Genomic DNA, 24,678 nt, shown 5'->3' on the forward strand with positions numbered 1-24,678 from the left:
GGACCTCGGGCGGTGGGGCGGGCGGAACGGTGGTCCGGTGAGTCAGGCGGCCCGCCGTATCCGGTCCCCGTGGCCGCGGACGATGTCCGCGTACCGGTGGCCGGAGCCCTTGATGGTGCGGGTCTGGGTGGCGTAGTCGACGTGGACGAGGCCGAAGCGCTTGGCGTAGCCGTACGCCCACTCGAAGTTGTCCAGCAGTGACCAGGCGAAGTAGCCCGCGAGCGGGGCGCCCTTGCGGGCGGCGGAGGCGCAGGCGGCCAGGTGCTGTTCCAGGTAGTCCTGGCGTTCCGGGTCGTCGATCGTGCCGTCGGGGCGGACCACGTCCGGGAAGGCGGAGCCGTTCTCGGTGACGTAGAGCTTGCGTGCGCCGTAGTCGTTCGTCAGGCGCAGCAGCAGCGTCTCGATGCCGCTCGCGTCGATCTCCCAGTCCATGCCGGTGCGCGGGACGTCGGCGCGGCGCACGAAGGCGGCGTGCGGTGCCGGGCCGTCGGGGTCGGCCGTCACCACCTGGGGGAAGTAGTAGTTGAGGCCGAGCCAGTCGAGCGGGGCGGCGATGGTCGCCGGGTCCCCGGGGCGCTCCGGGAGTTCGACTCCGTAGACCTCGCGCATGTCGGCGGGGAAGCCGTAGCCGTGCACGGGGTCCAGCCACCAGCGGTTGGTGTGGCCGTCCATGCGGGTGGCGGCGGCCAGGTCCTCGGGGCGGTCGGTGGCGGCGTGGATCGTGGAGAGGTTGTTGACGATGCCCACCTGGGCGTTCGGGGCGGCGGCGCGGATCGCCCGCGCGGCGAGGCCGTGGCCCAGCAGCAGGTGGTAGGAGGCGCGGACCGCCGCCGTCAGGTCGGTCAGGCCCGGTGCCATCCTGCCTTCCAGGTGGCCGATCCAGGCCGAGCACAGCGGCTCGTTGAGGGTGGCCCAGTGGTGCACGCGGTCGCCGAGGCGTTCGGCGACCGCCGACGCGTACGCGGCGAAGTGCTCGGCGGTGTCGCGCTCCGGCCAGCCGCCGCGGTCCTGGAGGGCCTGGGGCAGGTCCCAGTGGTAGAGGGTGGCGGACGGGGTGATGCCCGCCTCGAGCAGGCCGTCGGTCAACCGGTCGTAGAAGTCGAGGCCCTGGGCGTTGACCGGGCCGTCGCCGCCGGGGACGACGCGGGGCCAGGCGAGGGAGAAGCGGTAGGCGTTGGTGCCGAGGCGGCGCATCAGGTCGATGTCCTCGCGCCAGCGGTGGTAGTGGTCGCAGGCGGTGTCGCCGTGGTCGCCGTTGTCGATGGTGCCGGGGGTGTGCGCGAAGGTGTCCCAGATCGACGGCGAGCGGCCGTCCTCCGTCACGGCTCCCTCGATCTGGTACGCCGAAGTGGCCGTGCCCCACAGGAAGTCGTCGGGGAGGGCGGCGTGGTCGATGGTCACGGAGGTCCTTTCGGGTACGGGGACGCCGGTCACTTGACGGCTCCCGCCGTCAGACCGGCGACGAGGTAGCGCTGCAGCAGCAGGAAGCCGGCGACCACGGGGACGCTCACCACGAGCGAGGCCGCCATGATCTGGTTCCAGTACACGTCGTTGAGGGTGGAGTAGCCCTGGAGGCCGACGGCGAGGGTACGGGTGGTGTCGTTGGTCATCACCGAGGCGAACAGCACTTCGCCCCAGGCCGTCATGAAGGCGTAGACGGCGACCGCGACGATGCCGGGGATCGCGGCCGGCACGACGACCCGGAAGAGCGCGCCGAGCGGGCCGCAGCCGTCGACCAGCGCGGCCTCGTCCAGGTCCCTCGGCACCGAGTCGAAGTAGCCGATCAGCATCCAGATGGAGAAGGGGAGGGAGAACGTCAGGTACGTCAGGATCAGGCCGCCGCGCGAGCCGAACAGGGCGATGCCCGTGGCGTTGCCGATGTTGACGTAGATGAGGAACAGCGGGAGGAGGAAGAGGATGCCGGGGAACATCTGCGTCGACAGCACGGTCACCGTGAAGACGCGCTTGCCGCGGAAGGTGTGGCGGCTCACCGCGTAGGCGGAGAAGACCGCGATCACCACCGAGCAGACGGTCGCCGCGCCCGCCACGATCAGCGAGTTCACGAAGTACCGGGCGAGCGGGACGGTGGACCAGATGTCGATGTAGGGGCGGATCGTCACCTCACTCGGCAGCCAGCGGAACGTGCCGGTGACGTCCGCGAGCGGCTTCAGCGAGCTGGAGATCATGACGTACACCGGGATCAGCACGAAGCCGGCGAGCAGGGTGAGGAAGATCCGCCGGGACCACAGGAAGGAACGGGGCGGGGCCATCGGGGACCGGGGCGGGCTCATGGGGCGGTCCTCCGTCCGCGCGAGGTGAGTACGAGGTACACGCCCGTCACGGCGAGCAGGAACAGCAGGAGCAGGACGGACATGGCGGAGCCGGTGCCGAAGTTCCAGGTGACGAAGGACGCCTGGTAGATGTGGACCGAGATGAGGTCCGCGGCTTCGGGGGCGGCCTTGCCGAACAGGACGAACGGGGTGTTGAAGTCGTTGAACGTCCACAGGAACAGGACGAGGACCAGGACCCGGTTGACGGGGCGCAGTGACGGCAGGGTGATGCGGCGGACCTGCTGGATCATCCCGGCGCCGTCGAGGGCGGCGGCCTCGTACAGCTCGCGGGGGATGTTCTGCAGGCCGGCCATGACGATCAGGAAGGCGAACGGCCAGCCCTTCCACACGGACACCGTCAGCAGTGCGAAGAAGCTGTTGTCGCCGATCAGCCAGAAGGACGGCTTGTCGGTGAGGCCGAGCTGGTCGTGCAGGACGTGGTTCACCAGGCCGTTGTCGTGCTGGAACATGAACACCCAGGTGATGACGGCGGCGTAGACCGGCAGGGCGTACGGCACCAGGAACAGGGCGCGCAGCAGGCCGCGGCCGCGGAAGGTGTCCTGCAGGCAGATCGCGGCGGCGGTGCCGAGGAGCCAGCACAGGCCGACCGACAGCACGGTGAAGGCGACGGTGACGAAGAAGGAGTGGAGCAGGGCCGCGCCGACGGGGGCGTCGAAGTCCACCGACACCTTGTAGTTGTCGAGGCCTGCCCAGGGGGCGGTGCCCCAGTCGCGGATGTAGAACTGGGTGAGCTCCTTGAAGCTCATCACGATGCCGATCACCATCGGCACCAGGTGGACGAGGAGTTCGAGGAGGACGGCGGGCAGCAGGAGCAGGTAGGGCAGTCCGACGCGGCGGATCCGCCCGGGGCGGCGGGGGCCGCGCGCCGCCCCGGGGGAGGACTTCCGCGCGGCGGCCTCCGCGGTGGGGGCAGTGGCGGTCATGGCGGTGTCCGGGCTCACTTCTCGGGCATCTGCTGCTGGGCCTTGGTGAGGGCGGCCTCGACCGAGCCGGTGGTCACCTCGCGGCCGCCGGCGGCGTCGGCGAACAGGTCCTTGATCGCCGTTCCGACGGCGGTCTCGAACTGGGACTCGTCGGGGACCTGCGGCAGCGCCACGGCGCTGGTGGCGAGGGTGTCCTTCAGGACGGCGTTGGCCGGGGAGTTGAAGGCCGGGTCCTCCTGGGCCGCCTTGACCGGCGGGATGGAGCTGTAGGCCGTGTTGAGGATCTTCTGCTCGGCGTCGCTCGTCATGAACTTCACGAACTCGGTGGCGCCGTCGAGGTTGCCGCTGTTCTTGAAGACGGCCAGGTTGATGCCGGCGACCATCGAGTTGACCTGCTTGCCCGCGCCCGGGGTGCCGGACTGCACGGGCACGGGGGCGATGCCGTAGTCGTCCTCGCTCATGCCCTGGGACGTGAGGTTGGCGGAGGCGGACTGCCACAGCAGCATCGCCGTCCTGCCCTTGGCGAAGTCGCTGACGGACTGGTTCTGGGCGTACTCGGCGTTGCCCGGGGCGATGATCTTGTCCTTGGCCATCAGGTCGACGTACTGCTTGACCGCGGTGACCGCGCCGTCGTTGGTGAAGTCGGGTTTGCCGTCGGCGGTGAAGAAGTCGGCGCCGTGCTGCTGGGCGAGGACGAAGGCGTGGTGGATGTTCTCGGAGGGGTTCGAACCCTCCATGGCGATCCCCCACTTGCCGTCCTTGGAGACCTTCTTTCCGGCGGCGACCAGCTCGTCCCAGGTGGCGGGCGGGGCGTCGACGCCCGCGTCGGCGAGCATCTGCTTGTTGTAGTAGAGGGCGTACGCCATCGAGTACAGCGGGACGGCGGCCGGGTCCTGGCCCTCGGTGCCGGTGGAGCCGAGCGCGGAGTCGACGAAGCGGTCCTTGCCGCCGATCCTGTCGAAGTTCTTCGCGTCCCACGGCAGCAGCGCGCCCGTCGCCTGGAGCGAGGCGGACCAGGTGTTGCCGATGTTGAGCACGTCCGGGCCCTGGCCGGAGGTGGTCGCGGTGAGGATCCGGTTGAGCAGGTCGGACCAGGGCACGACCTCGAGCTTGACCTTGATGCCGGTCTGCTTCTCGAACTTGTCCAGCTCGGGCTGGAGCACCTTCTTGTCGATCTCGACGCTGGCGCCCTGGTTGGAGGCCCAGTACGTGAGCTCCTGGGGCGAGCCGCCGGACCCGCCGCCCGTGCTCGAACCGCCTCCGCAGGCCGAGGCGGTGAGTGCGAGGGACAGGATGACGGCGCCGGTGGCCGCGGCTCGGATACTGCGCATGGCTCCTGATGTGCCTTTCCGGGGGTGCGGGCAGGAAGCGGAGAAGCGGAGAAGGAAGGCGAGGTCGGCGACTCATGGCTTAATTTAGGACGTGAGTTAAACCCTCCGAAGGCGGCACGTCAAGGGTTTGGACGGAGTCACCCCACTCTTGCCGCGCCTCTTGACTCATCTGTTCCACGGATGAACCATCAGCGGCGAAAGAGCGCTCCCCACTCCCCCACACCGTTCACTTCCTGAACCAGGAGAGCCCCCATGATCTCCGACTCCCCCTCCGTCCAGCCGTCCTCCGACGACGGCCCCCGCCCCGCCGTCCGGCGCCGGGCCGTCCTCGGCGCCGCGGCCGCCGCCCCCGTGCTGGCCGCGCTGACCACCACGGCCTCCGCCGCACCGGGCACCCCCGCCGCGCCGGCCGCCCCTTCCGCCGCGGTGAAGCCCAAAAAGCCGCGCCGGCTGCGGGCCGGCGGCGACCTCGGTCCGAACGTGATCGTCTTCGACCCGTCCACACCGGGCATCCAGGCGAAGCTGGACGAGGTGTTCGCCCGGCAGGAATCGGACCAGTTCGGCCCGGGCCGCTACCAGTTCCTCTTCACACCGGGCACCTACCACGGACTCAACGCCCAACTCGGCTTCTACACCTCGATCTCGGGCCTCGGCCTCTCCCCCGACGACACCACCATCAACGGCGACGTGACGGTCGACGCCGGCTGGTTCGACGGCAACGCCACCCAGAACTTCTGGCGTTCGGCGGAGAACCTGGCCCTCGTCCCGGTCAACGGCACCAACCGCTGGGCGGTCTCCCAGGCCGCCCCGTTCCGCCGGATGCACATCCGCGGCGGCCTCAACCTGGCGCCCGACGGCTACGGCTGGGCCAGCGGCGGCTACATCGCCGACAGCCGGATCGACGGCACGGTCGGCCCGTACTCGCAGCAGCAGTGGTACACCCGGGACAGTTCGGTAGGCGGGTGGACCAACGCCGTGTGGAACATGGTGTTCTCGGGTGTCGAGGGCGCCCCCGCGCAGAGCTTCCCGGAGCCGCCGTACACCACGCTCGACCGGACTCCGCTCTCCCGCGAGAAGCCGTTCCTGTACCTGAACGGCGCCGACTACCGCGTCTTCCTGCCCGCGCTGCGCCGTGACGCACGCGGTGTCAGCTGGGGCAACGGCACCCCGCGCGGCACATCCCTGCCCCTGGACCGTTTCTACGTCGCCAGGCCCGGCGACTCCGCGGCCACCCTCAACCAGGCACTCGACCAGGGCCTCAACCTGTTGCTGACGCCGGGTATTTACCACGTCGACCAGCCGGTCCGGGTCAACCGGGCGGGCACGGTCGTCCTCGGCCTCGGCTACGCCACCCTGATCCCCGGCAACGGCGTCACCGCCCTGAAGGTCGCCGACGTCGACGGCGTACGGCTGGCCGGCTTCCTGGTCGACGCCGGGCCGGTCAACTCCCGCACCCTGGTGGAGATCGGCCCGGACGGTGCCTCCCGCGACCACTCGGCCGACCCCATCACCGTCCAGGACGTGTTCATCCGGATCGGCGGCGCGGGCCCCGGCAAGGCGACCACCAGCATGGTGGTCAACGCCCGGCACACCATCGTCGACCACACCTGGATCTGGCGCGCCGACCACGGCGAGGGCGTCGGCTGGGAGACCAACCGCTGCGACTACGGCGTCGTCGTCAACGGCCACGACGTCCTGGCGACCGGCCTGTTCGTCGAACACTTCAACAAGTACGACGTCCAGTGGAACGGCGAACGCGGGCGCACGATCTTCTTCCAGAACGAGAAGGCCTACGACGCGCCGAACCAGGCCGCCGTCCAGAACGGCTCGATCAAGGGCTACGCCGCGTACAAGGTCGGCGACCACGTCACCACCCACGAGGGCTGGGGCATGGGCAGTTACTGCTACTACAACGTGAACCCGTCGATCGTGCAGCACCACGGCTTCGCCGCCCCGAACCGCCCGGGCGTCCGCTTCCACCACCTGCTGGTCGTGTCGCTCAGCGGCCACGGGCAGTACGAGTGCGTCATCAACGACACGGGTTCACCGACCTCGGGCACCGAGACCGTGCCGTCGAAGGTGGTGTCCTACCCCTGACCCCGGTGTGCGGTGCGCGCTCCGGGCGGAGCCGGCGGTCGGAGCGCGCACCGCGACGGCGCCGGTTGTGGACGCGGCGACCGACTCGCCACGGACACGGACGGGCGTACCGATGGTTCCGGCGCGGGCCGTACGTCGTTACGGGTGGAAAGAAAGGAGATCCACCATGCCCCTGCCGGAGTCCGCGCGGTACCCCACGACCGAACTCGACACCCGCTACAGCTCCGCGCTCAATCCCCGCCCGGGTGCCGCGGACGTCACCGCCACCGAGTGGGCCGAGGCCCGGCGGCGACTGGAGGCGGCGGAGATCTTCTGGGTGTCCACGGTGCGGCCCGACGGCAGGCCGCACGTCACGCCCGTGATCGCCGCCTGGCACGACGGTGTGCTGTACTTCTCCACCGGTCGGGGGGAGCAGAAGGCGAGGAACCTCGCACACGATGCGCACTGCGTGCTGACCACCGGCGCGAACTCGCTCACCGAAGGGCTCGACCTGGTGGTCGAGGGCGAGGCGAGACCGGTTACCGATCCGGCGCTGCTGGAAGAGGTGATCGCGGCGTACGAGGCCAAGTACGGACCGCACATCACCTCCCCCGAGGGCACCTTCCACGGGCTCGGGGAGACGTTCCGGAAGGGGGACGCGGTGGTGTTCGCGGTGGCCCCGGCCACCGCGTACGGTTTCGGCCGGGACGACGGGGTGTACAGCCACACCCGGTGGGTGTTCTGAGCAAGCGGGCGAACGGCGCGCCGCCGTGTGCCGCCGTGTGCCTGCGGCGGTGGCCCCCTCCACGTGTGGGTGCGGAAGGGGCCACCGTCCTGCCGGCCGGCGCGGGCGCGGGACGGCGTTGCGGCTACCGTGCCGGGACGGGTGCCGGTGCGTAGCCGACGGGCCGGGTGGTGAAGGTGCCGCGGCCCTGGGTGCGGCTGCGCAGGCGGGTCGCGTAGCCGAACAGCTCGGCCAGCGGCACCGTCGCGGTGACGACGGTGCTGCCCGACCGGGTGGCCGAGCCGGTCACCCGGCCGCGGCGTGCGGCCAGATCGCCGAGCACCCCGCCCACCGTCTCCTCGGGCACGGTGACGGTGGCCTCCACCACCGGTTCCAGCAGCACCATCGCGCAGGACCGCAGGGCATCCCGCAGACCGAGCCGGCCGGCGGTGCGGAAGGCGGTGTCCGAGGAGTCCTTCACATGGGTCGCCCCGTCGGTGAGCGTGACGCGCAGCCCGGTCACCGGATGACCGCCCGACGGCCCCTCGGCCAGGGCGTCCCGGCAGCCGGCCTCGACCGCGCGGACGTACTCCTGCGGCACGCGCCCGCCGACGACGGCCGAGCGGAACTCGAACCCGGTGCCCGGGGCGCCCGGGACGCCCAGCGGCTCGACGTCGAGCACGACGTGGGCGAACCGGCCCGCCCCGCCGTCCTGTTTGACGTGCCGGAAGACGAACCCGGACACGCCGCGGCCGGCGGCCTCCCGGTAACCGACCTGGGGGCGGCCCACGTTGACGGCCATCCCGTGATCACGCCGGATCTTCTCCACCGCGACCTCCAGATGCAGCTCACCCATGCCGGACAGCACCGTCTGACCGGTCTCCGGGTCGGTCCGCACCACCAGCGAGGGGTCCTCCTCGACGAGCCGCGCGAGTGCCGACGCCAGACGTCCGGTGTCGTTCCTCCGGAGTGCCTCGAGCGCCACGGAGACGACGGGCTCGGCGACCCCCGGAGGTTCCAGGACCAGCGGGGCGCAGGGTGCGCACAGGGTCGATCCGGCACGGGCGGACCTCAGCCCGGCCACGGCGACGATGTCCCCGGCGACCGCCCGGTCCAGCGGGGCGTGCCGGTCGGCCCGGACCCGCAGGATGCGGCCGATGCGCTCGGTGCGGCGGGCGGTCGCGTCCCACACGGTGTCTCCCCTCTCGATCGTTCCCGAGTACAGGCGCAGATAGGTCAGTCGTCCGGTGGACGTGGCGTTCACCTTGAACGCGAGGGCGGCCAGCGGTGCCCCGGGGTCGGCGGGGCGGTCCTGCTCACCGGTGCCGTCGTCGCGCGTCCCGCGCACGGGCGGCACGTCGAGCGGGGACGGCAGGTAGGCGAGGACGGCGTCCAGCAGGGGCTCGACGCCCCGGTCGCGGTAGGCCGAGCCGCACAGCACGACGACGCCCTCGCCGCTGCGGGTGAGGTCGCGCAGGGCGGAGGTGAGCGTACGGGTGCTGAGCGCGCCCGTGTCGCAGAACTCCTCCAGCGCGCCCGGATGCAGTTCGGCGACGGCCTCCTCCAGCGTCCGGCGCCGACGGCGGGCCTCCTCCCTGAGGTCGTCCAACACGGGGCCCTCGTGGGCCGTCGTACCGTCGTCGGTCCAGGTCAGCGCCCGCATGCGGATCAGGTCGACGACGCCGGTGAAGGTGTCCTCGGTACCGATCGGCAGCTGGACCGCCAGGGGTGCGGGGTGCAGTCGCGCGCGGATCGAGGCGACGGCGGCGTCCAGTTCGGCACCGGCACGGTCCATCTTGTTGACGAACGCGATGCGCGGTACACCGTGCCGGTCGGCCTGCCGCCACACCGACTCGCTCTGCGGCTCCACGCCGGCCACCGCGTCGAACACCGCGACCGCGCCGTCGAGGACGCGCAGCGAGCGCTCGACCTCGTCTGCGAAGTCGACGTGCCCGGGGGTGTCGATCAGGTTGATGCGGTGACCGTCCCAGGTGCAGCTGACGGCGGCGGCGAAGATCGTGATGCCCCGGTCGCGTTCCTGCGGGTCGAAGTCGGTGACGGTGGTGCCGTCGTGCACCTCGCCCCGTTTGTGCGTGGTGCCGGTGGCGTACAGGATCCGCTCGGTGACGGTGGTCTTGCCGGCGTCGACGTGGGCGAGGATGCCGAGGTTGCGGACGGTGGCGAGGGGGTCGGCGTGCAGGAGGTCGCGCATGGCCCGTGACCTTTCGGTGTTCTGTGACAGGACAGCGCGATTCCCGGACGAGACCCGTGGTCGGGCGACGGAGGCACAGGGGTGCCCAAAAGCCGTCACGACAATGCGACGTGGCCGCCCGTCAATGATTCGGTCTCGTCACGGCATCCGGTGCCGGCCGCGCAGCGGGCACCGGACGGCCGAGGACACGAGGAGCACCTCGGAGCGGACGGACCGGGTCCGGAGAACGGCCGCGGCGGTGTGGTCACGCATGGCCGGACTCCCCTCACGGTCTCGAAGGCGCGCCCTTCCGTCGAGGCGGCGCCTGCTCGTTGCCGAGTGTAGGGAGGGCCGGGTGGGCGGAGCCACGGGTTTTCCCGTGTGACGGGGATCACGTCGGGGGGAAAACCCGCGGCGCGGCTCGGGCGTCTAGCGGGTGTGAGATCAGTCAGGGCAGCACTGCACAAGGTGGACGAGGAACGTCTCGTCCGGCTGGTGGCGAAGGGCGACCGTGCCGCGTTCGAGGAGTTGTACCGGCGTACGGCGCCGTGGCTGGCGGTGCGGCTGCGCCGCCGGTGTGCGGACGAGCAGATCGTCGCGGAGGTCATGCAGGAGACCTACCTGGCGGTGTGGCGCGCGGCGGGCGCGTTCGCCGGGGCCGCGGTCGGCGGGACGGCCGTCGGTTGGCTGTGGACGATCGCGGCGCGCCGCCTGGTCGACGCGTTCCGGCGCAGGGCTCACCACGCGGAGCCGCCGCCGGCCGCCGCCGTGCCCGGCGCGGCGCCCGCCGCCGAGGAGGAGGCGCTCGCGGCGACCGTCGGCGGTGAGGTCGGGGACGCACTGCGGTGCCTCGCGCCGGAACTGAGACAGGTACTGCAGGCCATGGTGCTCGACGGGCTGTCCGTCCGGGAGACCTCGGTCCTGCTCGGGCTGCCCGAGGGCACGGTCAAGACCCGTGCCCGCCGGGCCCGGATCGCGATGAGGAGGGCGCTGGCGTGAGTGGGGAACATCCGTCGACGCGGATCGTCGAGGGGTACGCGCGCGGCGGTACGGACCTCGCCGCCGACGAGGTGTGGGCCGTGGAGGCCCATCTGGAGACGTGCCGGGTGTGCCGCGACCGGCTGTCCGCCGCCGTCGGCACCGAGGCGCCCGCCGTGGCGGCGCTGGTCGGCACCGTGTGGTCCGGCCTCGAACCCCGGCTGGCGGTCACCGCCACGATGCCGCGCGGACGGCGCCGGTCGGCGCGGCTGTCGAGGTGGCTGACGCCCACGATGGTGCCGTGGCTGGCCATGGTCGTGGGTGTGGTGCTGCTGGCCCTGCTGTTCGACCTGGCCGGCACCGGTTCGGGCGAGGTGTCGCTGGTGCTGCTGTTCGCGCCGGTCCTGCCCGTGCTGGGCGTCGCGGCCTCCTGGTCGCGCGGTCTGGACCCGGCGTACGAACTGACGTCCTCGGCGCCCAGGGCCGGTCTCCCCCTGGTGCTGCGGCGCACCGCGTCCGTGCTCGGCGTGGTCGTCCCCGCGCTGCTGGTGGGCGGATGGGTGACGGGGGTGATGGTGGCCCAGTGGCTGCTGCCCTGTCTGGCCTTGACGGCCGCGACGCTGGCGCTCGGCGGTGCCATCGGGGTGACCCGCGCCGCTGTCGCACTGGCCGCCGTGTGGGCCGCCGTGGTCGTGGCGCCGACCCTGGCCACCAGCCGTACGGCCTTCGCCCTGCAGACGGGCGGCCTGCCCGTGTGGGGGCTGCTCCTCGCACTCGGCACCGGTGTCGTGATCGCCCGCAGGGGCGCGTACTCCGTGCCGGGAGCTACTCGATGACCATCGGAAAGGAACACCACATGACGTCCGCCGTGAGCGCGGCCGACCTCGCACCGACGGCCTACGCCTGGGAGATCCGGGCCACCGGGCTGAAGGTCAGGGTCGGCAGGAAACGCATGGCCGTCGACGGCCTCGACCTGTCGCTGGGCACCGGCGTCCACGGGCTCCTCGGTCCCAACGGGGCGGGCAAGACCACCCTCATCCGGACCCTGGCCACCGTGCTGCGCCCCACCGAGGGCACCCTGGAGCTGCTCGGCGAGTCCGCCGACGGCAGGGGCGGGCACCGTGCGCTGCGCCGCCGGATCGGTTACCTGCCGCAGGAGTTCGGCTACTACAAGCGTTTCACGGTGCGCGAGTTCGTCGAGTACATGGCGTGGCTGAAGGAGGTGCCGAAGGCGGAGATCCCCGCGGCGGTGCAGCGCGCCGTGGAGCGGGTGGGGCTGGCGGACCGCGCCGACGAGAGGATGAAGGCCCTCTCGGGCGGCATGGTGCGCAGGGTCGGCATCGCCCAGGCCATCGTCAACGACCCGGCGATCCTGCTGCTGGACGAGCCGACGGTCGGCCTGGACCCGGCGCAGCGGCTGCGCTTCCGCGAACTGCTCCAGGAGCTGGGCACGGACACCTGTGTGCTCGTCTCGACCCATCTGGTGGAGGACGTCGCCGCCGCCTGCACCGACGTGGTGCTCTTCGCCGAGGGCCGGCTGGTCTTCCAGGGCACCCCGGACGAGCTGGCCGCGGCGGGCGGCCCCGAGCACGTGGGCGACAGCCCTCTGGAGCGTGGCTACTCGGCGCTGCTGCAGGGTCCCGTCCGGGAAAGGGGCACCTGGTGAACACCCGTGTTCTGCGCATCGAGTTGAGGCGCTCCGTCGCCCCGTGGGCCGGCGCCGTGGTCTTCACGAGCGCGCTGGCGTTCCTGTACCTGGTGGACGCCTCGTGGTGGAGGGGCACCACGGCGTGGACGGCCCAGTGGACGTCCCTGGCCATGTGGACCCGCAGCCTGTTGTTCTACCTGTGGCCGCTGGCCGTGGGGCTCGGGGCGCTGCAGGGTCTGCGCGACCACCGCTCGAAGATGCCGGAGCTGCTGACGACCACGCCGCGACCCGCCTGGCACCGCGCGGCCGTATCGGCGGGTACGACGGCGATCACCCTGGCCTCGGCCTTCATGCTCCTCGTCCTCGTGGGCGCGGTCCAGGTGGTCGCCCACACCGAGTACACGCACCTCGGGTGGCTGCCGATCTCGCTGGTGGGGGCGCTGTCCCTCGTCGCGGGTGCCGTGCTGGGCATGGGAGCCGGGCGGGCCCTGCCGTCCGCGCTCACCCCGCCCGCGCTGGCCATGGGTGCCTTCGTGTTCACGGCCCTCATGCACATGTCGTTGGGCCGGACGGAGACGGTCACGCAGGAGGGGTATCCGAGCACGGAGCCGAACCGCGTCTCGCTGCTGTCACCGGCGGTGGAGGAGGTGCGCGACGTACTCGTCACGTTCTCCGCCCCCGTACACGTCGGGCAGACGATCTGGCTGCTCGGCATGGCCACGACCGGCTTCGCGCTACTGGTCGCCATGACCCGGCGCGCCCGGCTGGTCGCCCTGACGCCCGTCCTGGCGGGCGCGGTCCTCGCCCTGCTCGTCCTCCCCTCCGACCCGCGCCGGATGTACGTCGTCGACGAGGCCGCCGCGGAGCTGGTGTGCGACGGCCCGGTGTGCGTGACCAAGACGCACCGGGCACGACTCGCCGACCTCGCGGGTCCCGGTAAGGAGGCACTGCGCCTGCTGCACGGCGCCCTGGGCGACCGGGCACCGGTCTCGGTCCGGGAGAACACCGCCGTACTGCCGGACGGCACCGTGCCGCAGTGGTCCGGCGAGACCGTGCTCTTCGACTTCGACGACGGCATCATCGCCGCCGCGCAGGGCGAGGAGCTGACCCGGGCCCTGATCGCCGAAGCCATGGTGCCGGGGTGCACCCCCGTGGGCTGGAGCAGTTGGGGGAGCGAGGACTTCGCGCAGGCCGTCGCGGTGGGCTGGGTCCTCGGGGACCTCAGGCCGCTTCCCGGCACGGAGTCGGCGAGTCTGCGCAGCGAGGTCGAGGCCGAGACCCGTCCGGTGTGGAAGGAGCTCACGGCGCTGCCGCGGGCCGAGCAGCTCTCGCGGATCAACGCGATGCGCGCCGCCGCGCTCTCCTGCGAGGGCAGGGGCGACGCCTTCGACGCCCTGTCCGGCGGTGCGTCCCGGTGAGATGGCTGACGCTGTACGCGCGCTCGCGTCAGGTTCCCGCGTCGCTCGCCACGGTGGTGATCAGCGCGGTGGCGGCGTGGGCGCTCTCCCGGAACGGGGGCGAGGAGCCCGGTGATCTGCGACTTCCCGCGCTCGTCCTCGCCATGGGGGCGATGGCGGCCTCGATCGGGCTCAGCGGGCAGGACCTCGCGCTGGACCGGACGGCCTCGATCCGCTGGGTGCCCCGCAGAGCGGCGCACGTGCTGCTCGCCGGCGCGGTCGTCGGCACGGTGCTGCTGACGGTGCGGGCCATGGGCGAGACCATGGCCACCACCGCGTTCGTCGTCCGGGACAGCGCGGGCCTGATGGGCCTGGCCGCCCTGGGCGCGGCGTTCTCGGGCGGCCAGTACGCGTGGACGCCGCCGTTCGCCTGGCTCTCGTTCGCGTTCTTCGCCCCGCCCCCGACGAGTGTGCCGACGCAGGTGGCGTCCTGGATACTGCTGCCACCCGGCACGGCGGCGGGCACCTGGACGGCCCTGGCCCTCACGGTCGCCGGCACCACGGCCTACGCCGTCGCGGGCCCGAGACGGTGACCGGACCGGGCCCGCCGTCAAGCCGATGATGTCGGGTGCGGGTGATACCGGCGCGCGCCGCTCCGGCGTTCCGAGCCTGGTTCAGCGGCCCCTGCGCACCCGGGCCGCCGCCCTGGCCTCCGCCGCCTTGCGGGCCTCGGCGACCTTGCGGGACTCCTTGCCCGGACGGCCCGAACCGCCCGAACCGCCCGGACGGCTGCCCAGCCCACGGAAGGGCGCGTTGCCGCTGTCGGCCTTCGTCCCGGCCGGCGGGCGCTTCGCACCGGTGAGGGCGGTCAGCGTCGCCTCGCCGGAGCGCACCGGGGTGACGGTCGGCCGGACACCGGCGTCGGACATCATCCGGTTCACCTCGCGCCGCTGGGCGGGAGTGACCAGGGTGACCACGGTCCCGGACCGTCCGGCCCGCGCGGTGCGCCCGCCGCGGTGCAGGTAGTCCTTGGGGTCGGCCGGCGGATCGACGTTGACGACGAGGTCGAGCGCGTCGACGTGGATGCCCCGCGCCGCGACGTTGGTGGCCACCAGCACGGTGAGGTCACCGTCCGCGAACCGGCCGAGCGTGTGCGTGCGCTGCGGCTGCGACTTGCCGCTGTGCAGGGCACCGGCCCGCACGCCGGCGGCCCGCAGATGACGTGTGAACTGGTCGACGCCCGCCTTGGTGTCCAGGAACATCAGCACCCGGCCGTCCCGGGCGGCGATCTCGGTCGCCGTGGCGTACTTGTCGGCGGGATGCACGGTCAGGACGTGGTGGTCCATGGTGCTCACCGAGCCCGCCCCGGGGTCGACCGACGCGTGGACCGGGTCGTTCAGATGGTTCCGCACCAACTGCTCGACGTGACGGTCGAGCGTGGCCGAGAACAGAAGCCGCTGCCCGTCGGCGGGGACCTGTTCCAGGATGTCCGAGACCTGCGGCAGGAACCCCAGGTCGCACATCTGGTCCGCCTCGTCCAGCACCGTGATCCGAACGTGGTTCAGATGGCAGTCCCGGCGCGACACGAGGTCGGCCAGCCGCCCCGGCGTCGCGACGACCACCTCGGCGCCGCTCCGCAGCTCCGCCACCTGCCGGTTGATCGACAGCCCGCCGACCACCGTCGCCAGCCGTACGTTCAGCGTCCGCGCGTACGGCACCAGGGCGTCGCTCACCTGCTGGGCGAGCTCCCGGGTCGGGACCAGGACCAGCGCGAGCGGCCGCTTCGCCTCCGCCCTCCGGCCCGCCGTCCGGACGAGCAGAGCGAGCCCGAAGGCCAGCGTCTTGCCGGACCCCGTCCGCGCCCGCCCGAGGACGTCACGGCCGGCCAGCGCGTCGGGCAGCGTCGCCGCCTGGATGGGGAACGGTTCCGTCACCCCGAGCCCGCCCATCGTCTCCACCAGCTCCGGCGGCAGCCCGAACGCGTCGAAGGACGCGGCCGGGGTCGCCCCCGGCGGCGCTGTCACTCGCGGGGGCGTGCCGCCCCCGGAGAGTCCGGAGAGTCCGGAGGCCAACGGCTTCGCGTTCATGAGGGGCACCTTCCTGGTCTGGCGCCCGGAGCGCACCGGGGCCCGTACCGTTCGGTACGGGCCCCGGTGCAGTGAAGCGCGGGCACAGCTTATCAGCGGCCCGGAATGCGCCTCCGGCGCCGATTCCTCCCCCTGCACCGGCACCCGCGCCCTCCGAGCGGCTCCGGCCGCCGGCAGGCCGTGTCACTCAGGAGGTGCCGGGTACCTGGAGCGGGCCAGGAACCCCCGCCGACCTGGAGGGAAGCCGCATGCTCTCCGACACCTCCCGCCCCGTCATCACCGCCACACTCCCCGTGGTCGCCGACCACATCGGTGAGATCGCCCAGCGCTTCTACCGGCACATGTTCTCCGCGCATCCCGAACTCCTCGACGGCGTCTTCAACCGCGGCAACCAGGCGCACGGCCACCAGCAGCAGGCCCTGGCCGGCTCGGTGGCCGCGTTCGCGACGACCCTGGTGGAGACACCGGAGCGGGTGCCGGAGCAGTTGCTGAGCCGGATCGCCCACAAGCACGCCTCGCTCGGCATCCGCCCGGACCAGTACCCGATCGTCCACGACCACCTGATGTGGGCGATCGGCGACGTCCTGGGCGACGCGGTCACCGCAGAGGTCGCCGCGGCCTGGGACGAGGTGTACTGGCTGATGGCCAACGCCCTGATCAACCAGGAGCGCGGCCTCTACAGCGCCCGCGGGGTCCGGCCGGAGACGGTCTGGCGGGACTGGCGGGTGGAGCGGAAGATCAAGGAGACCGACGACGTGGTCACCTTCGTGGTCAAGCGGAACGACGACCGCCTGGTGAAGACCTCCCTGCCCGGCCAGTACGTCACCGTCCGGATGCGGATGCCCGACGGGAAGCTCCAGCCGCGCCAGTACAGCCTGACCCGTGCCGACGACGGCGAGCACCGCCAGTTCTCGGTGAAGCGGGTGCGCGGCGAGGGCGGCGACCCCGACGGCGAGATGTCGGCGCTGCTGCACGACTCCGTCGGGGTGGGCGACGACCTGACGCTGTCGCTGCCGTACGGCGACGTGGTGCTCGACGACTCGGGACGTCCGGTGGTGTTCGCCAGCGCGGGCATCGGGGTCTCCCCCATGGCGGGCATGCTGTCGCACCTGGTCGCGGCCGACTCCGGGCTGTCGATCACCCTTCTCCACGCCGACCTCGACGAGGCGTCCTTCCCGCTGCGGCGGCAGGTGGTCAACGACGTGCTGGCACTGCGGGACGCGCGGATGTACCTCTGGTACGAGAAGGGCGCGCACAGCCTCGAACCGGTGACCGGCGTCTTCGAGGGACAGATGGACCTGTCCGCCGTCGACGTCCCCGACGACGCCCTCTACTACCTGTGCGGCCCGCTGCCCTTCATGCAGGCCGTACGGAGCCGCCTGATCGAGCAGGGAATCGCCCCGCGCGACATCCAGTACGAGATCTTCGGCCCCGACCTGTGGCAGGCCGACCTGGACTGACCGTCGTGCCGGCGGCGGGCTGCGGCAGGAGAGGGGCCGGGAGTCGTTCCGCGGTCACCCGGAGTTGTATCCCCACCGGGCGTTGCCGTCCTTGCCCATGAAGCACTTCGCGGGCCGCCCGTCGGTGGTCGTCGCGACGGCACCGACGGGAGAACAGTACTGACCGAACTGGACACCGGTCCGGCTTCCGGTGCCGCCGCTCGAACTGCCGGAGGAACCCCCACTGGTGGAACCGCCGCCGGTGGAACCGCCGCCGGACGAGCCGCCACTGCCGCTGCCGCCTGTGGTGCCGCCGCTCGAGCCGGTGCCGTACGAGGGCTGCGGTCGCGGCTTCGACTCGGGTTTGGGCTCGGGCTTCGGTTCAGGCTCCGGTTCAGGCTTTGGCTCCGGCTTGGGCTTCGGTTTCGGTTTGGGTTTGGCGCAGGGGTCGCTGGGGCCGATCAGCCACAGGTCGATCTGCGTCCCGGTCGAGACCTCGGTGTCGGGCTCCGGCTGCTGCCTGCACACCTGCCAGTCGGCCAGTTCCTCCAGCCCGTCGTACAGACGCTTGCCGGTGTGGGCGTGGAAGTAGATCACGCGCTCGAGACCGAGGTCGCCGAGAGCACGGGAAGCATCGTCGGCCTGCTCGCCGACGAGGTCCGGCATGACGATCCGGCGGGGGCCGTGCAGCCGGGTCGGGCACTGCTCCTGCTTCGGAACCGCATACAGGGTCAGCGTCCTGGCTGCCGGACGGACCGTCTCGTCACGGGCCGGGCTCTGGAAGCAGACCTGCCAGCCGCTCGTGGTGGTGTTCACCGGCCGCTGGTCGGAGGAGGCGTCGGCTGCCGACACCGTCTTCCACGGATGCCGGCCGGCCGACACAGCCGCTACGGCGAGAGGGGTCGCCTTGAAGTCGGGGACGGTCAGAGCGGGCTCGGGCTTCTGGACCACGGCCTCCTTCTCGCCGGAGCCCGGACCCAGGTTGGCGAAGAGGAATCCGATCACCGCTACGGAGACGAAAACAGGGTGTCGGCTTATCCAGGTGGCGAACCGTGTTCCGCGGCCTGGGCGCAAGGGGGAGTCGGGAGGGAGAACCTCGCCCGTGGCCACGAGGAGCTCGCCCCTCGGGTCGAGTTTCGAGCCCCACAGTTTGTGCGGATGCCCGTGGACGAGGACCTCGACGGACCGGAACATGCCGTAGGTACGGCGGGAGATCCGCAGGGGCGCGGGGACGCGGATCGCCCTGGGCCTCACAAGACCCCGCAGAAGGACGAGGTCGTTCTTCGTGAGCACGGCCCAGCCCCAGCCGTTGCGGTAGACGGCCCGGACGTCTTCCTGTGGGCCCAGTTCTCCCAACAGCGCCTTCGCCTGGTCGTCGGACAGGGAGAGACTCTCACCAGCGGCGGCTTCGGCGGTGCGCCGGTCCTTGGCCAACAGATCGGACAACGGTTCTCCAGCTCTTTCGAAAAGTTCTCCGGACGTGTCGAGCTGTGAGCCCCGGAAGCCGGTACGTCGCCCCTGCACGAAGACACGTCCCGCACCGCCGGACGCCGTGCGAGAGGCACTGCGCGACAGTTACCGACAAATGCAGATGTTAACGGCTGCCGATCCGGACCCGGACACCGGCAGGACTCACCGAAGGCACCCGTGACCTGCGCCGATTTCCCGGAGCCATCCTGCTCACCCCGCCGGCACGCGGCAGCGGCCCGTGCCACCCGCCGACGCGAAGGCTCAGGCGAAGCCGCCGTACCGGAAGCACCGGGAGACGTATCGTGAGGCCGTGAAGAGACGGCGTTGGTGGGTTCTGATCAGCTTGTGGGCCATGTGGTGGGCGGCCGTTACCGCTGCCTTTGCGCTTCTGGGCGCGGTTACCGATCAGCCGATGGGTCTGGGGGAGTGCGCGGCGGGCGCCGCGTTTGTGATTGTCGTCGGTGAACTCGGCGACCGCCTGCGGCGACGCTTCTTTCCCCGCCGCAAGGTCGGTTGACTGCTCGGCTCGTCAACGCTTGCTGCGTCGCCGGAACTTCGACCCTCGAGTCAGACGGGACATGGTGCGAAGGGGCGGCTTCGAAGTATGCCCATAGCAAACCAGTGGCGGGCTTCCTGGGGCCCATCACTCCACTTCCGAGCCGAAGGCGCCGCACGTCCCTGAGCGAGCCCTGCGAGGCAGCAGACGGTGGCCGGGCCCGACGGAGGGTCCGGCCACCGGAGTTCTCAGCAGGTGATCTTCAGGTCCGCCCAGTCGGCGTGGTCGTACTCGTTGCCGTCGCCGCCGTCGGTGACGACCAGTGTGACGGTCCGGGCACCGCTCACGTCAGCGGTGAGTTGCTGCGCGTCCTGGGAGTTGGTGAGGAGGCCGGTGGCGGCCGCGCGCTCGCCGTCGGCGCGGATCTCGAAGGCGACGGTGCCGCGTGTCCCCGTCTCGTCGTCGAGACCGACCAGGGCCGTGACCTGTTCGCAGCGCCCCGCGGTGAAGTACTCGACGCTGCTGTGGGCGTGCACGCCCAGGCCCTTGTCCCAGGTGCGGCCGCCGATGGTGAGCGTCCCGCCGTCACCGGCCGCCTTCTCGCCGTTGCTCCGGTCCTGCTCCACCGGCCCCCAGCCGTTGGCCGTCGACAGCGGTGTGAGGTCGCTGAGGTAGGTGGTGCCGTCCTCCGGCGCGACGGACACCTTCACCTGGACCGGGGAGAGGGAACGGATCTCCTGCCCGGACGGCGTGCGGTACGTCGTGGTGAGCTTCAGCTCGTAGGTACCGGGGTCGGTGCCCTCCGGAACCCTCGCTCGCCACGTGGTCCGGAACTCCGCGCCCCCACGGAGCAGCGGGCTCCCGGGGCGGGACTCCGCCTTCGTCCGCCACCCCGTGGGGCCGGTCAGCGCGAGGGAGACGGAGTGCACCGGGCGGCGTCCGAGGTTCGCGGTCACCGCGGTGAGCCGTGCGCTGTCACCCGCCTCGGTGATCGCGACGCCGTCCACTCCGGAGTCCACGGCGGGCGGCAGCTGGGCCCAGCCGCGGTCCGGGGCCACCCGCACCAGCACGGTTCCGTGTCCGGGCACGGTCGCGGAGATCTCGCCCGCCGTGTGGGTGGAGCGGTGCTCCCACAGGTCCCGCACCCGATAGCCGGCCGCGTGCGGCAGGCCGACCGTACGCGCCGTGGTGGAGATCCGCTGCGGCCGGTCGCTCTCGTTGAACAGGGCCACCGCGCGACTGCCGTCGGCCAGTTCCTTGGCCACGACCCAGCGGCCGTCCTCGGAACCGATCACCTTGCCCTGCTTGCCCAGCTCGTCCTGGTCGACGGCGATGACCTCCTCGTTGGAGAGGATGTCGAAGGCCGACTGGGGCGCCGACCGGAGGTCCGTGCCGATGAGGAGGGGCGCGGCCATGACCGACCACATCGAGAAGTGGGTGCGGTACTCGGTGTCGGTCATGCCGCCGTTGCCCACCTCCAGCATGTCCGGGTCGTTCCAGCCGCCCGGTCCCGCGTACTCGTCGAGGGCCAGGTTCGCCTTCATGATCGACAGCATGGAGTCCCAGTCGTCACTGATGTCCCCCGTGGTGCGCCATGACTGCCCGACGCCCCTGGCCCACTCCCAGGGCTTGTTCTCGCCCCACTCGCAGAGGCTGTAGAGAATCGGACGCCCGGTGGCCTCCAGCGCGTCGCGCATGGTCGTGTAGCGCTGTTTCGCGTCCACGCCCTCGTTGTTGCAGTTGTCGTACTTGAGGTAGTCGACACCCCAGTCGGCGAACTGCTGGGCGTCGCTGTACTCGTGGCCCAGTGCGCCGGGGAAGCCGATGCTGCTGCACGTCTTCGTTCCCGCGCTGGTGTAGATGCCGAACTTCAGGCCCTTGCCGTGCACGTAGTCGGCGACGGCCTTGATGCCGTGGGGGAACCGCTCCGGATCGGGCACGAGCTTGCCGTCGGCGTCGCGCTGGGGCAGGGCCCAGCAGTCGTCGAGGTTGACGTACTCGTAGCCGGCGTCCTTGAGCCCCTTCTCCACGAAGAGGTCGGCCATGTCCTTGACCAACTCCTCGTCGAACTCCGCTCTGCAGTGGGTCGAGTTCCAGTTGTTGAACCCCATCGGCGGCGTCAGCGCCAGGTGGTCGTCACTGTCCCCCGGGGCCGTTGCGGCGGCACGGGGTTCCTCCGGAGTCACCGCGGCCGACGCCGGCGAGCCGAGCGCGGTGGCGCACAACAGCCCAGCGGCGAGCGTGGCCACCGCAGTGCGTACGAGAGTGCCGGACCGGGCTCTCCACCCGGGAAAGTGAGCCATCTACGTGTCTCCCTCGCCTGGCGTCCTGGATCGTTCCCCTGGTGCTACTGCTGGGCGACGAGACTACGCGGTGTGCAACTTTGTCGGAAGAGGTTCAACAATGGGCGTCCAGTTACGAGTCAGGTTGACCGATTTTGAAATTACCCCCTTGACGCCAGCCAGCGTGTTCAATTTTGTTTGGTTTTCACTCACCATCGCGACGAGTGACAGTCCGCGGTCGGCCGCTGCGCGCACACGGTTGCGAACACCACGCGTAGCTCCCTGACTTGCTCTCGCCCATCGGCAACCTGGTGGAGGACTACGGGGACCGGTGATGGTCGGCCGAGGAGGCTGAGACCGCGCCCGGCGACCCGGGGCGCCGGGCGCGGTCAGGGCGCGCGGACCGCCGAGATGTCGAACTCGAGCTCGATCTTCTCGCTGACCATCAGACCACCGGTCTCCAGCATCGCGTTCCAGGTGAGGTCCCACTGAGTGCGGTCGACGACGGCCGTGCCGTCGAAGCCGATCCGCTCGACGCCGAAGGCGTCGACCACCAGGCCCGTGTGGAGGAGGTCGACGATGACCGGATGCGTGCGTCCCTTGACGGTGAGGGCGCCCGTCATCCGGAAGCGGTCGTCATCGACCTGCTCGATGTAGGTGCTGCGGAAGGTGATGGTCGGGTAGCGCTCGACGTCGAGGAAGTCGGCGCTGCGGAGGTGACGGTCGCGCTGCGCGACGCGGGTGTCGACGGTGGCCGTCCGAATCACCACCCCGGCTCCGGAGCTTTCCGGTCGTTCACCGTCCAGGCGAAGCCAGCCGTCGAAGTCGGTGAAGCTCCCCCGGACCCGGGTGACCACGGCGTGCCGGGCGGCGAACCCGATGGTGCTGTGCGCCTGGTCGAACATCCACTCCCCGGAGAGCTGGGCCCGGGAGGGGGCGGCGTTGGACGTCCGGGCGTCCGTACCCGTCGTCGGGGCCGGTGACGGGGTCGGCTCGGTGTCGGCGGACCGTGCGTTGCGGAAGAGAGAGCGGAGGACCATCAGATCTCCCGGTGAGGGTTCATGACATCCGCGTACGCGGCTTCAGGAGACCGCCATTCAACAGGTGCAGGACACATCAAAACGATCTTGTCCGGATTCTTTCTCAAGTTGAGATCTTCGGTGGTCCGCCGTGGGCCGTGCCGAGGCCCCGGGCGCGGATGCGGTGTGGATTCCGCGCGGGCTGCCCTCAGCCCGCGCCACGGCGACGATCTCCCCGGCGCCTCCGGCCGGAACGGCGTTTCAGCTGTTCTTCGCGAGGAAGGCCTCCACCTCGTCGCGGCGGGTGAGGGAGGGCTGGGCGCCCGCCCGGGTGGTGCTGATCGCCGCGGCGGCGCAGGCCCAGCGGGCGGACCGCTCGAGGGTGCGGCCCTCCGCGAGGGCGACGGCGAGCGCGCCGCAGAAGGAGTCACCGGCGGCGGTGGTGTCCACGGGCCGGACGGAGAAGGCGGGGACGTGCAGGTGCGAGGCGCCCTCGAGGAGGAGCACCCCGTCGCCGCCGAGCGTGACGATCACCGCGCCCGCACCGGTCAGTTTCCGGGCCGCGGCGACGACCTCGTCGATCGTCTCCGGTACGGGCGTGCCGGTGAGGGCCGCCAGTTCCGTGCGGTTGGGGACCAGTACGTCGACGTGGGGCGGCGGGACGGCGCCGGCGACGGCGGGGGCCGGGTTGTGCAGCACGATGCCGCCGGCCAGCCGCGCGGCGGCGTGGTTGGCCTCGTCCGGGACCTCCTGCTGGAGGACGGTCACGGCCGCCTTCCGCAGCACGTCCGCCGCGGCCTCGCAGTCGGCGGTGCTCACGCGGGCGTTGGCACCGGGGCTGACGATGATGGTGTTCTCGCCCGCCGGGTCGACGGCGATCAGGGCGCGGCCGGTCGCCACGCCCGGGGTGCGGGTGATGTGCGTGACGTCCACGCCCTCGCTCCGGACGGCGTCGAGCATGACGTCGGCCGCGTCGTCCTCGCCGACCCGGCCGACGAAGGAGACGTTCCCGCCGAGCCGGGCGGCGGCGACGGCCTGGTTGGCGCCCTTGCCGCCGGGGTGCTGGGCCATGTCACCGCCGAGGACCGTCTCACCGGGAACCGGATGCCGGGGAACCGGCGCGACGAGGTCCAGGTTCAGGCTTCCGACGACTGCGATCACTGTTCTACCTCTGGGGTGCGGGTGCTGCGGATGCCGCGAACGCCCCGGGTGTCCTCGGCCGAGGACACCCGGGGTGCGCTGGATGCGCGTACGACGAGTTCGGGGGCGAGACGGACCGACCGGCGCGGCCCGTCGTTCTGTCCGGCCAGCCGGTGGCCGAGCAGGTGCACGGCTTCGGCGGCCAGTGCGCGCACGGGTTGGCGGACGGTGGTCAGGGCCGGGTCGGCGAGATCCATCATGGGGATGTCGTCGAAGCCGGTGACGGCGATGTCGCCCGGGACGTCCCTGCCGAGTTGTCGCAGCCGCTGCAGTACGCCGACCGCGAGGAGGTCGTTGGCGCAGACGACGGCGTCCGGACGGGACGGCAGGATCCGCTCCGCCGCGGTCCGCCCCCACTCCAGCGAGAAGTCGCCGAGTTCGACCTGTCCGGAGCCGCGCGGGAGCAGGGCGCCGGCCTCGGCCTCGTACGCCGCGAGCCGCTCGGCCGCCGCCGAGCCGGTTCCGGCGGCTCCCACGAAGCAGACCCGGCGGCGGCCGGTGGCGACCAGGTGGTCCATGACGAGCGCCATGCCGGTGGCGTTGTCGGTCGCGACCGAGTCGGCGACGCCGGGGCCGCAGCCGCGGTCCAGCAGGACCAGCGGCACGTGGGCCGCGGCCTTCTCCACCGCGGCCCGGCTCCGTTTCCCGTCGACGGGGATGACCAGCAGGGCGTCGACCTGCCGGTCCAGGAGATCGGCGATCCGGGCGGCCTCGATCTCCGGGTCGTCGTCGCAGTCGGCGAGCAGCACGGCACGTCCCTCGGCGTGCAGGGCGTGCTCCACCTCCCGCACGAGAGAGGGGAAGAAGGGGTTGGTGATCTGCGGCAGGACGAGGCCGACGGTGCCGGTGGAGCGGCTGCGCAGGGCGCGGGCGACCTGGTTGGGCCGGTAGCCGAGCTCCTCGGCCGCCTCCCGTACCCGGCGGGCCGTCTCTGCCCCGACCGGACGGGTCCCGGCCAGGACCCGGGAGACCGTGGCGACGGAGCAGCCCGACGCGCGGGCCACCTCCCTCAGGGTGACGTCGGTCACGATGCGGCCCCCTTCGTTCGGTTCGGCTGCGCTGGGCC

At 71.6% G+C, this 24,678-nt stretch carries 20 protein-coding genes; 9 read left to right on the plus strand and 11 right to left on the minus strand.

The genetic code is table 11. The annotated features are described in order from the left end of the window. Nucleotides 1–42 precede the first annotated feature (42 nt). Genes ACTWJ9_RS03305 through ACTWJ9_RS03320 form a run of 4 tightly spaced genes read right to left on the minus strand, consistent with a single transcriptional unit; the run spans nt 43 to nt 4,605 of the window. Entirely contained in the window at nt 43–1,401 is a 1,359-nt protein-coding gene (locus ACTWJ9_RS03305) for a GH1 family beta-glucosidase (RefSeq protein ID WP_279332515.1), read from the minus strand. Nucleotides 1,402–1,430: 29 nt separating this feature from the next. Beyond that, nucleotides 1,431–2,270, minus strand: a complete 840-nt coding sequence (locus ACTWJ9_RS03310; protein ID WP_341483712.1) for a carbohydrate ABC transporter permease — start codon at nt 2,268–2,270, stop codon at nt 1,431–1,433. Between the two features lie 17 nt (nt 2,271–2,287). Continuing rightward, on the minus strand, nt 2,288–3,274 hold the full coding sequence (locus ACTWJ9_RS03315; protein ID WP_443295171.1) for a carbohydrate ABC transporter permease: 987 nt from the start codon (nt 3,272–3,274) through the stop codon (nt 2,288–2,290). Nucleotides 3,275–3,288: 14 nt separating this feature from the next. Continuing rightward, entirely contained in the window at nt 3,289–4,605 is a 1,317-nt protein-coding gene (locus ACTWJ9_RS03320) for an ABC transporter substrate-binding protein (RefSeq protein WP_279332518.1), read from the minus strand. A 252-nt stretch (nt 4,606–4,857) separates the two neighbouring features. Here ACTWJ9_RS03320 and ACTWJ9_RS03325 point away from each other — a divergent pair, with 252 nt between their 5' ends. Next, nucleotides 4,858–6,702: a coagulation factor 5/8 type domain-containing protein gene (locus tag ACTWJ9_RS03325; RefSeq protein ID WP_443295172.1), complete on the plus strand. Its 1,845-nt coding sequence runs from the start codon at nt 4,858–4,860 to the stop codon at nt 6,700–6,702. Between the two features lie 166 nt (nt 6,703–6,868). Then, nucleotides 6,869–7,426 (plus strand): pyridoxamine 5'-phosphate oxidase family protein, encoded by a 558-nt coding sequence (locus ACTWJ9_RS03330; RefSeq protein WP_279332520.1) that lies wholly within the window; start codon nt 6,869–6,871, stop codon nt 7,424–7,426. Nucleotides 7,427–7,550: 124 nt separating this feature from the next. On the opposite strand, the gene fusA is transcribed toward ACTWJ9_RS03330, so the two are convergent. Next, entirely contained in the window at nt 7,551–9,617 is a 2,067-nt protein-coding gene (fusA, locus tag ACTWJ9_RS03335; RefSeq protein ID WP_443295173.1) for an elongation factor G, read from the minus strand. Between the two features lie 417 nt (nt 9,618–10,034). Between fusA and ACTWJ9_RS03340 the strand changes: the two genes are divergently transcribed. Genes ACTWJ9_RS03340 through ACTWJ9_RS03360 form a run of 5 tightly spaced genes read left to right on the plus strand, consistent with a single transcriptional unit; the run spans nt 10,035 to nt 14,212 of the window. Then, nucleotides 10,035–10,595, plus strand: coding sequence for an RNA polymerase sigma factor (locus ACTWJ9_RS03340; RefSeq protein WP_279332522.1), 561 nt, complete (start codon nt 10,035–10,037; stop codon nt 10,593–10,595). After that, nucleotides 10,592–11,410 (plus strand): zf-HC2 domain-containing protein, encoded by an 819-nt coding sequence (locus tag ACTWJ9_RS03345; RefSeq protein WP_443295174.1) that lies wholly within the window; start codon nt 10,592–10,594, stop codon nt 11,408–11,410. Before ACTWJ9_RS03340 ends, ACTWJ9_RS03345 begins: the two co-directional genes overlap by 4 nt. Beyond that, nucleotides 11,407–12,240: an ABC transporter ATP-binding protein gene (locus ACTWJ9_RS03350; protein WP_443295175.1), complete on the plus strand. Its 834-nt coding sequence runs from the start codon at nt 11,407–11,409 to the stop codon at nt 12,238–12,240. Before ACTWJ9_RS03345 ends, ACTWJ9_RS03350 begins: the two co-directional genes overlap by 4 nt. Then, on the plus strand, nt 12,237–13,640 hold the full coding sequence (locus ACTWJ9_RS03355) for a hypothetical protein (RefSeq protein ID WP_387034637.1): 1,404 nt from the start codon (nt 12,237–12,239) through the stop codon (nt 13,638–13,640). Before ACTWJ9_RS03350 ends, ACTWJ9_RS03355 begins: the two co-directional genes overlap by 4 nt. Continuing rightward, nucleotides 13,637–14,212, plus strand: a complete 576-nt coding sequence (locus tag ACTWJ9_RS03360) for a hypothetical protein (RefSeq protein ID WP_279332526.1) — start codon at nt 13,637–13,639, stop codon at nt 14,210–14,212. The genes ACTWJ9_RS03355 and ACTWJ9_RS03360 overlap by 4 nt, the downstream gene beginning before the upstream one ends. Nucleotides 14,213–14,293: 81 nt before the next feature. On the opposite strand, the gene ACTWJ9_RS03365 is transcribed toward ACTWJ9_RS03360, so the two are convergent. Next, complete coding sequence (locus tag ACTWJ9_RS03365; protein ID WP_443295176.1) at nt 14,294–15,706, minus strand: DEAD/DEAH box helicase; 1,413 nt, start codon at nt 15,704–15,706, stop codon at nt 14,294–14,296. A gap of 248 nt (nt 15,707–15,954) precedes the next feature. Between ACTWJ9_RS03365 and ACTWJ9_RS03370 the strand changes: the two genes are divergently transcribed. Then, the gene (locus ACTWJ9_RS03370; protein WP_279332528.1) at nt 15,955–17,166 is read left to right on the plus strand and encodes a globin domain-containing protein; all 1,212 of its coding nucleotides are present in this window, start codon (nt 15,955–15,957) and stop codon (nt 17,164–17,166) included. A 54-nt stretch (nt 17,167–17,220) separates the two neighbouring features. Here ACTWJ9_RS03370 and ACTWJ9_RS03375 read toward each other — a convergent pair whose 3' ends face one another. Then, complete coding sequence (locus ACTWJ9_RS03375) at nt 17,221–18,591, minus strand: PASTA domain-containing protein (RefSeq protein WP_443295177.1); 1,371 nt, start codon at nt 18,589–18,591, stop codon at nt 17,221–17,223. A 334-nt stretch (nt 18,592–18,925) separates the two neighbouring features. Here ACTWJ9_RS03375 and ACTWJ9_RS03380 point away from each other — a divergent pair, with 334 nt between their 5' ends. Beyond that, nucleotides 18,926–19,132 carry a hypothetical protein gene (locus ACTWJ9_RS03380; RefSeq protein ID WP_279332531.1) on the plus strand — a complete coding sequence of 69 codons (207 nt, stop codon included), beginning with the start codon at nt 18,926–18,928 and terminating at the stop codon, nt 19,130–19,132. 227 nt (nt 19,133–19,359) lie between these two features. Here ACTWJ9_RS03380 and ACTWJ9_RS03385 read toward each other — a convergent pair whose 3' ends face one another. The 4 genes from ACTWJ9_RS03385 to ACTWJ9_RS03400 form a co-directional block, all read right to left on the minus strand. Further along, nucleotides 19,360–21,414, minus strand: coding sequence for an NPCBM/NEW2 domain-containing protein (locus ACTWJ9_RS03385; RefSeq protein ID WP_387034642.1), 2,055 nt, complete (start codon nt 21,412–21,414; stop codon nt 19,360–19,362). Between the two features lie 368 nt (nt 21,415–21,782). Beyond that, the gene (locus ACTWJ9_RS03390; protein WP_443295178.1) at nt 21,783–22,433 is read right to left on the minus strand and encodes a YceI family protein; all 651 of its coding nucleotides are present in this window, start codon (nt 22,431–22,433) and stop codon (nt 21,783–21,785) included. Nucleotides 22,434–22,673: 240 nt separating this feature from the next. Continuing rightward, on the minus strand, nt 22,674–23,573 hold the full coding sequence (gene rbsK, locus ACTWJ9_RS03395; RefSeq protein WP_387040766.1) for a ribokinase: 900 nt from the start codon (nt 23,571–23,573) through the stop codon (nt 22,674–22,676). Then, nucleotides 23,570–24,640: a LacI family DNA-binding transcriptional regulator gene (locus tag ACTWJ9_RS03400; protein ID WP_443295179.1), complete on the minus strand. Its 1,071-nt coding sequence runs from the start codon at nt 24,638–24,640 to the stop codon at nt 23,570–23,572. The genes rbsK and ACTWJ9_RS03400 overlap by 4 nt, the downstream gene beginning before the upstream one ends. Between the last annotated feature and the right edge of the window lie 38 nt (nt 24,641–24,678).

This window comes from Streptomyces sp. GDS52 (assembly GCF_052246875.1).
GTDB lineage: Bacteria > Actinomycetota > Actinomycetes > Streptomycetales > Streptomycetaceae > Streptomyces > Streptomyces cathayae.

Bases quoted from the DNA above. Each gene is read 5' to 3' on its own strand.
- ACTWJ9_RS03310 (WP_341483712.1), bottom strand. From the start codon at position 2,270: ATGGCCCCGCCCCGTTCCTTCCTGTGGTCCCGGCGGATCTTCCTCACC.
- ACTWJ9_RS03315 (WP_443295171.1), bottom strand. From the start codon at position 3,274: ATGACCGCCACTGCCCCCACCGCGGAGGCCGCCGCGCGGAAGTCCTCC.
- ACTWJ9_RS03320 (WP_279332518.1), bottom strand. From the start codon at position 4,605: ATGCGCAGTATCCGAGCCGCGGCCACCGGCGCCGTCATCCTGTCCCTC.
- ACTWJ9_RS03325 (WP_443295172.1), top strand. From the start codon at position 4,858: ATGATCTCCGACTCCCCCTCCGTCCAGCCGTCCTCCGACGACGGCCCC.
- ACTWJ9_RS03330 (WP_279332520.1), top strand. From the start codon at position 6,869: ATGCCCCTGCCGGAGTCCGCGCGGTACCCCACGACCGAACTCGACACC.
- fusA (WP_443295173.1), bottom strand. From the start codon at position 9,617: ATGCGCGACCTCCTGCACGCCGACCCCCTCGCCACCGTCCGCAACCTC.
- ACTWJ9_RS03350 (WP_443295175.1), top strand. From the start codon at position 11,407: ATGACCATCGGAAAGGAACACCACATGACGTCCGCCGTGAGCGCGGCC.
- ACTWJ9_RS03365 (WP_443295176.1), bottom strand. From the start codon at position 15,706: ATGAACGCGAAGCCGTTGGCCTCCGGACTCTCCGGACTCTCCGGGGGC.
- ACTWJ9_RS03370 (WP_279332528.1), top strand. From the start codon at position 15,955: ATGCTCTCCGACACCTCCCGCCCCGTCATCACCGCCACACTCCCCGTG.
- ACTWJ9_RS03385 (WP_387034642.1), bottom strand. From the start codon at position 21,414: ATGGCTCACTTTCCCGGGTGGAGAGCCCGGTCCGGCACTCTCGTACGC.
- ACTWJ9_RS03390 (WP_443295178.1), bottom strand. From the start codon at position 22,433: ATGGTCCTCCGCTCTCTCTTCCGCAACGCACGGTCCGCCGACACCGAG.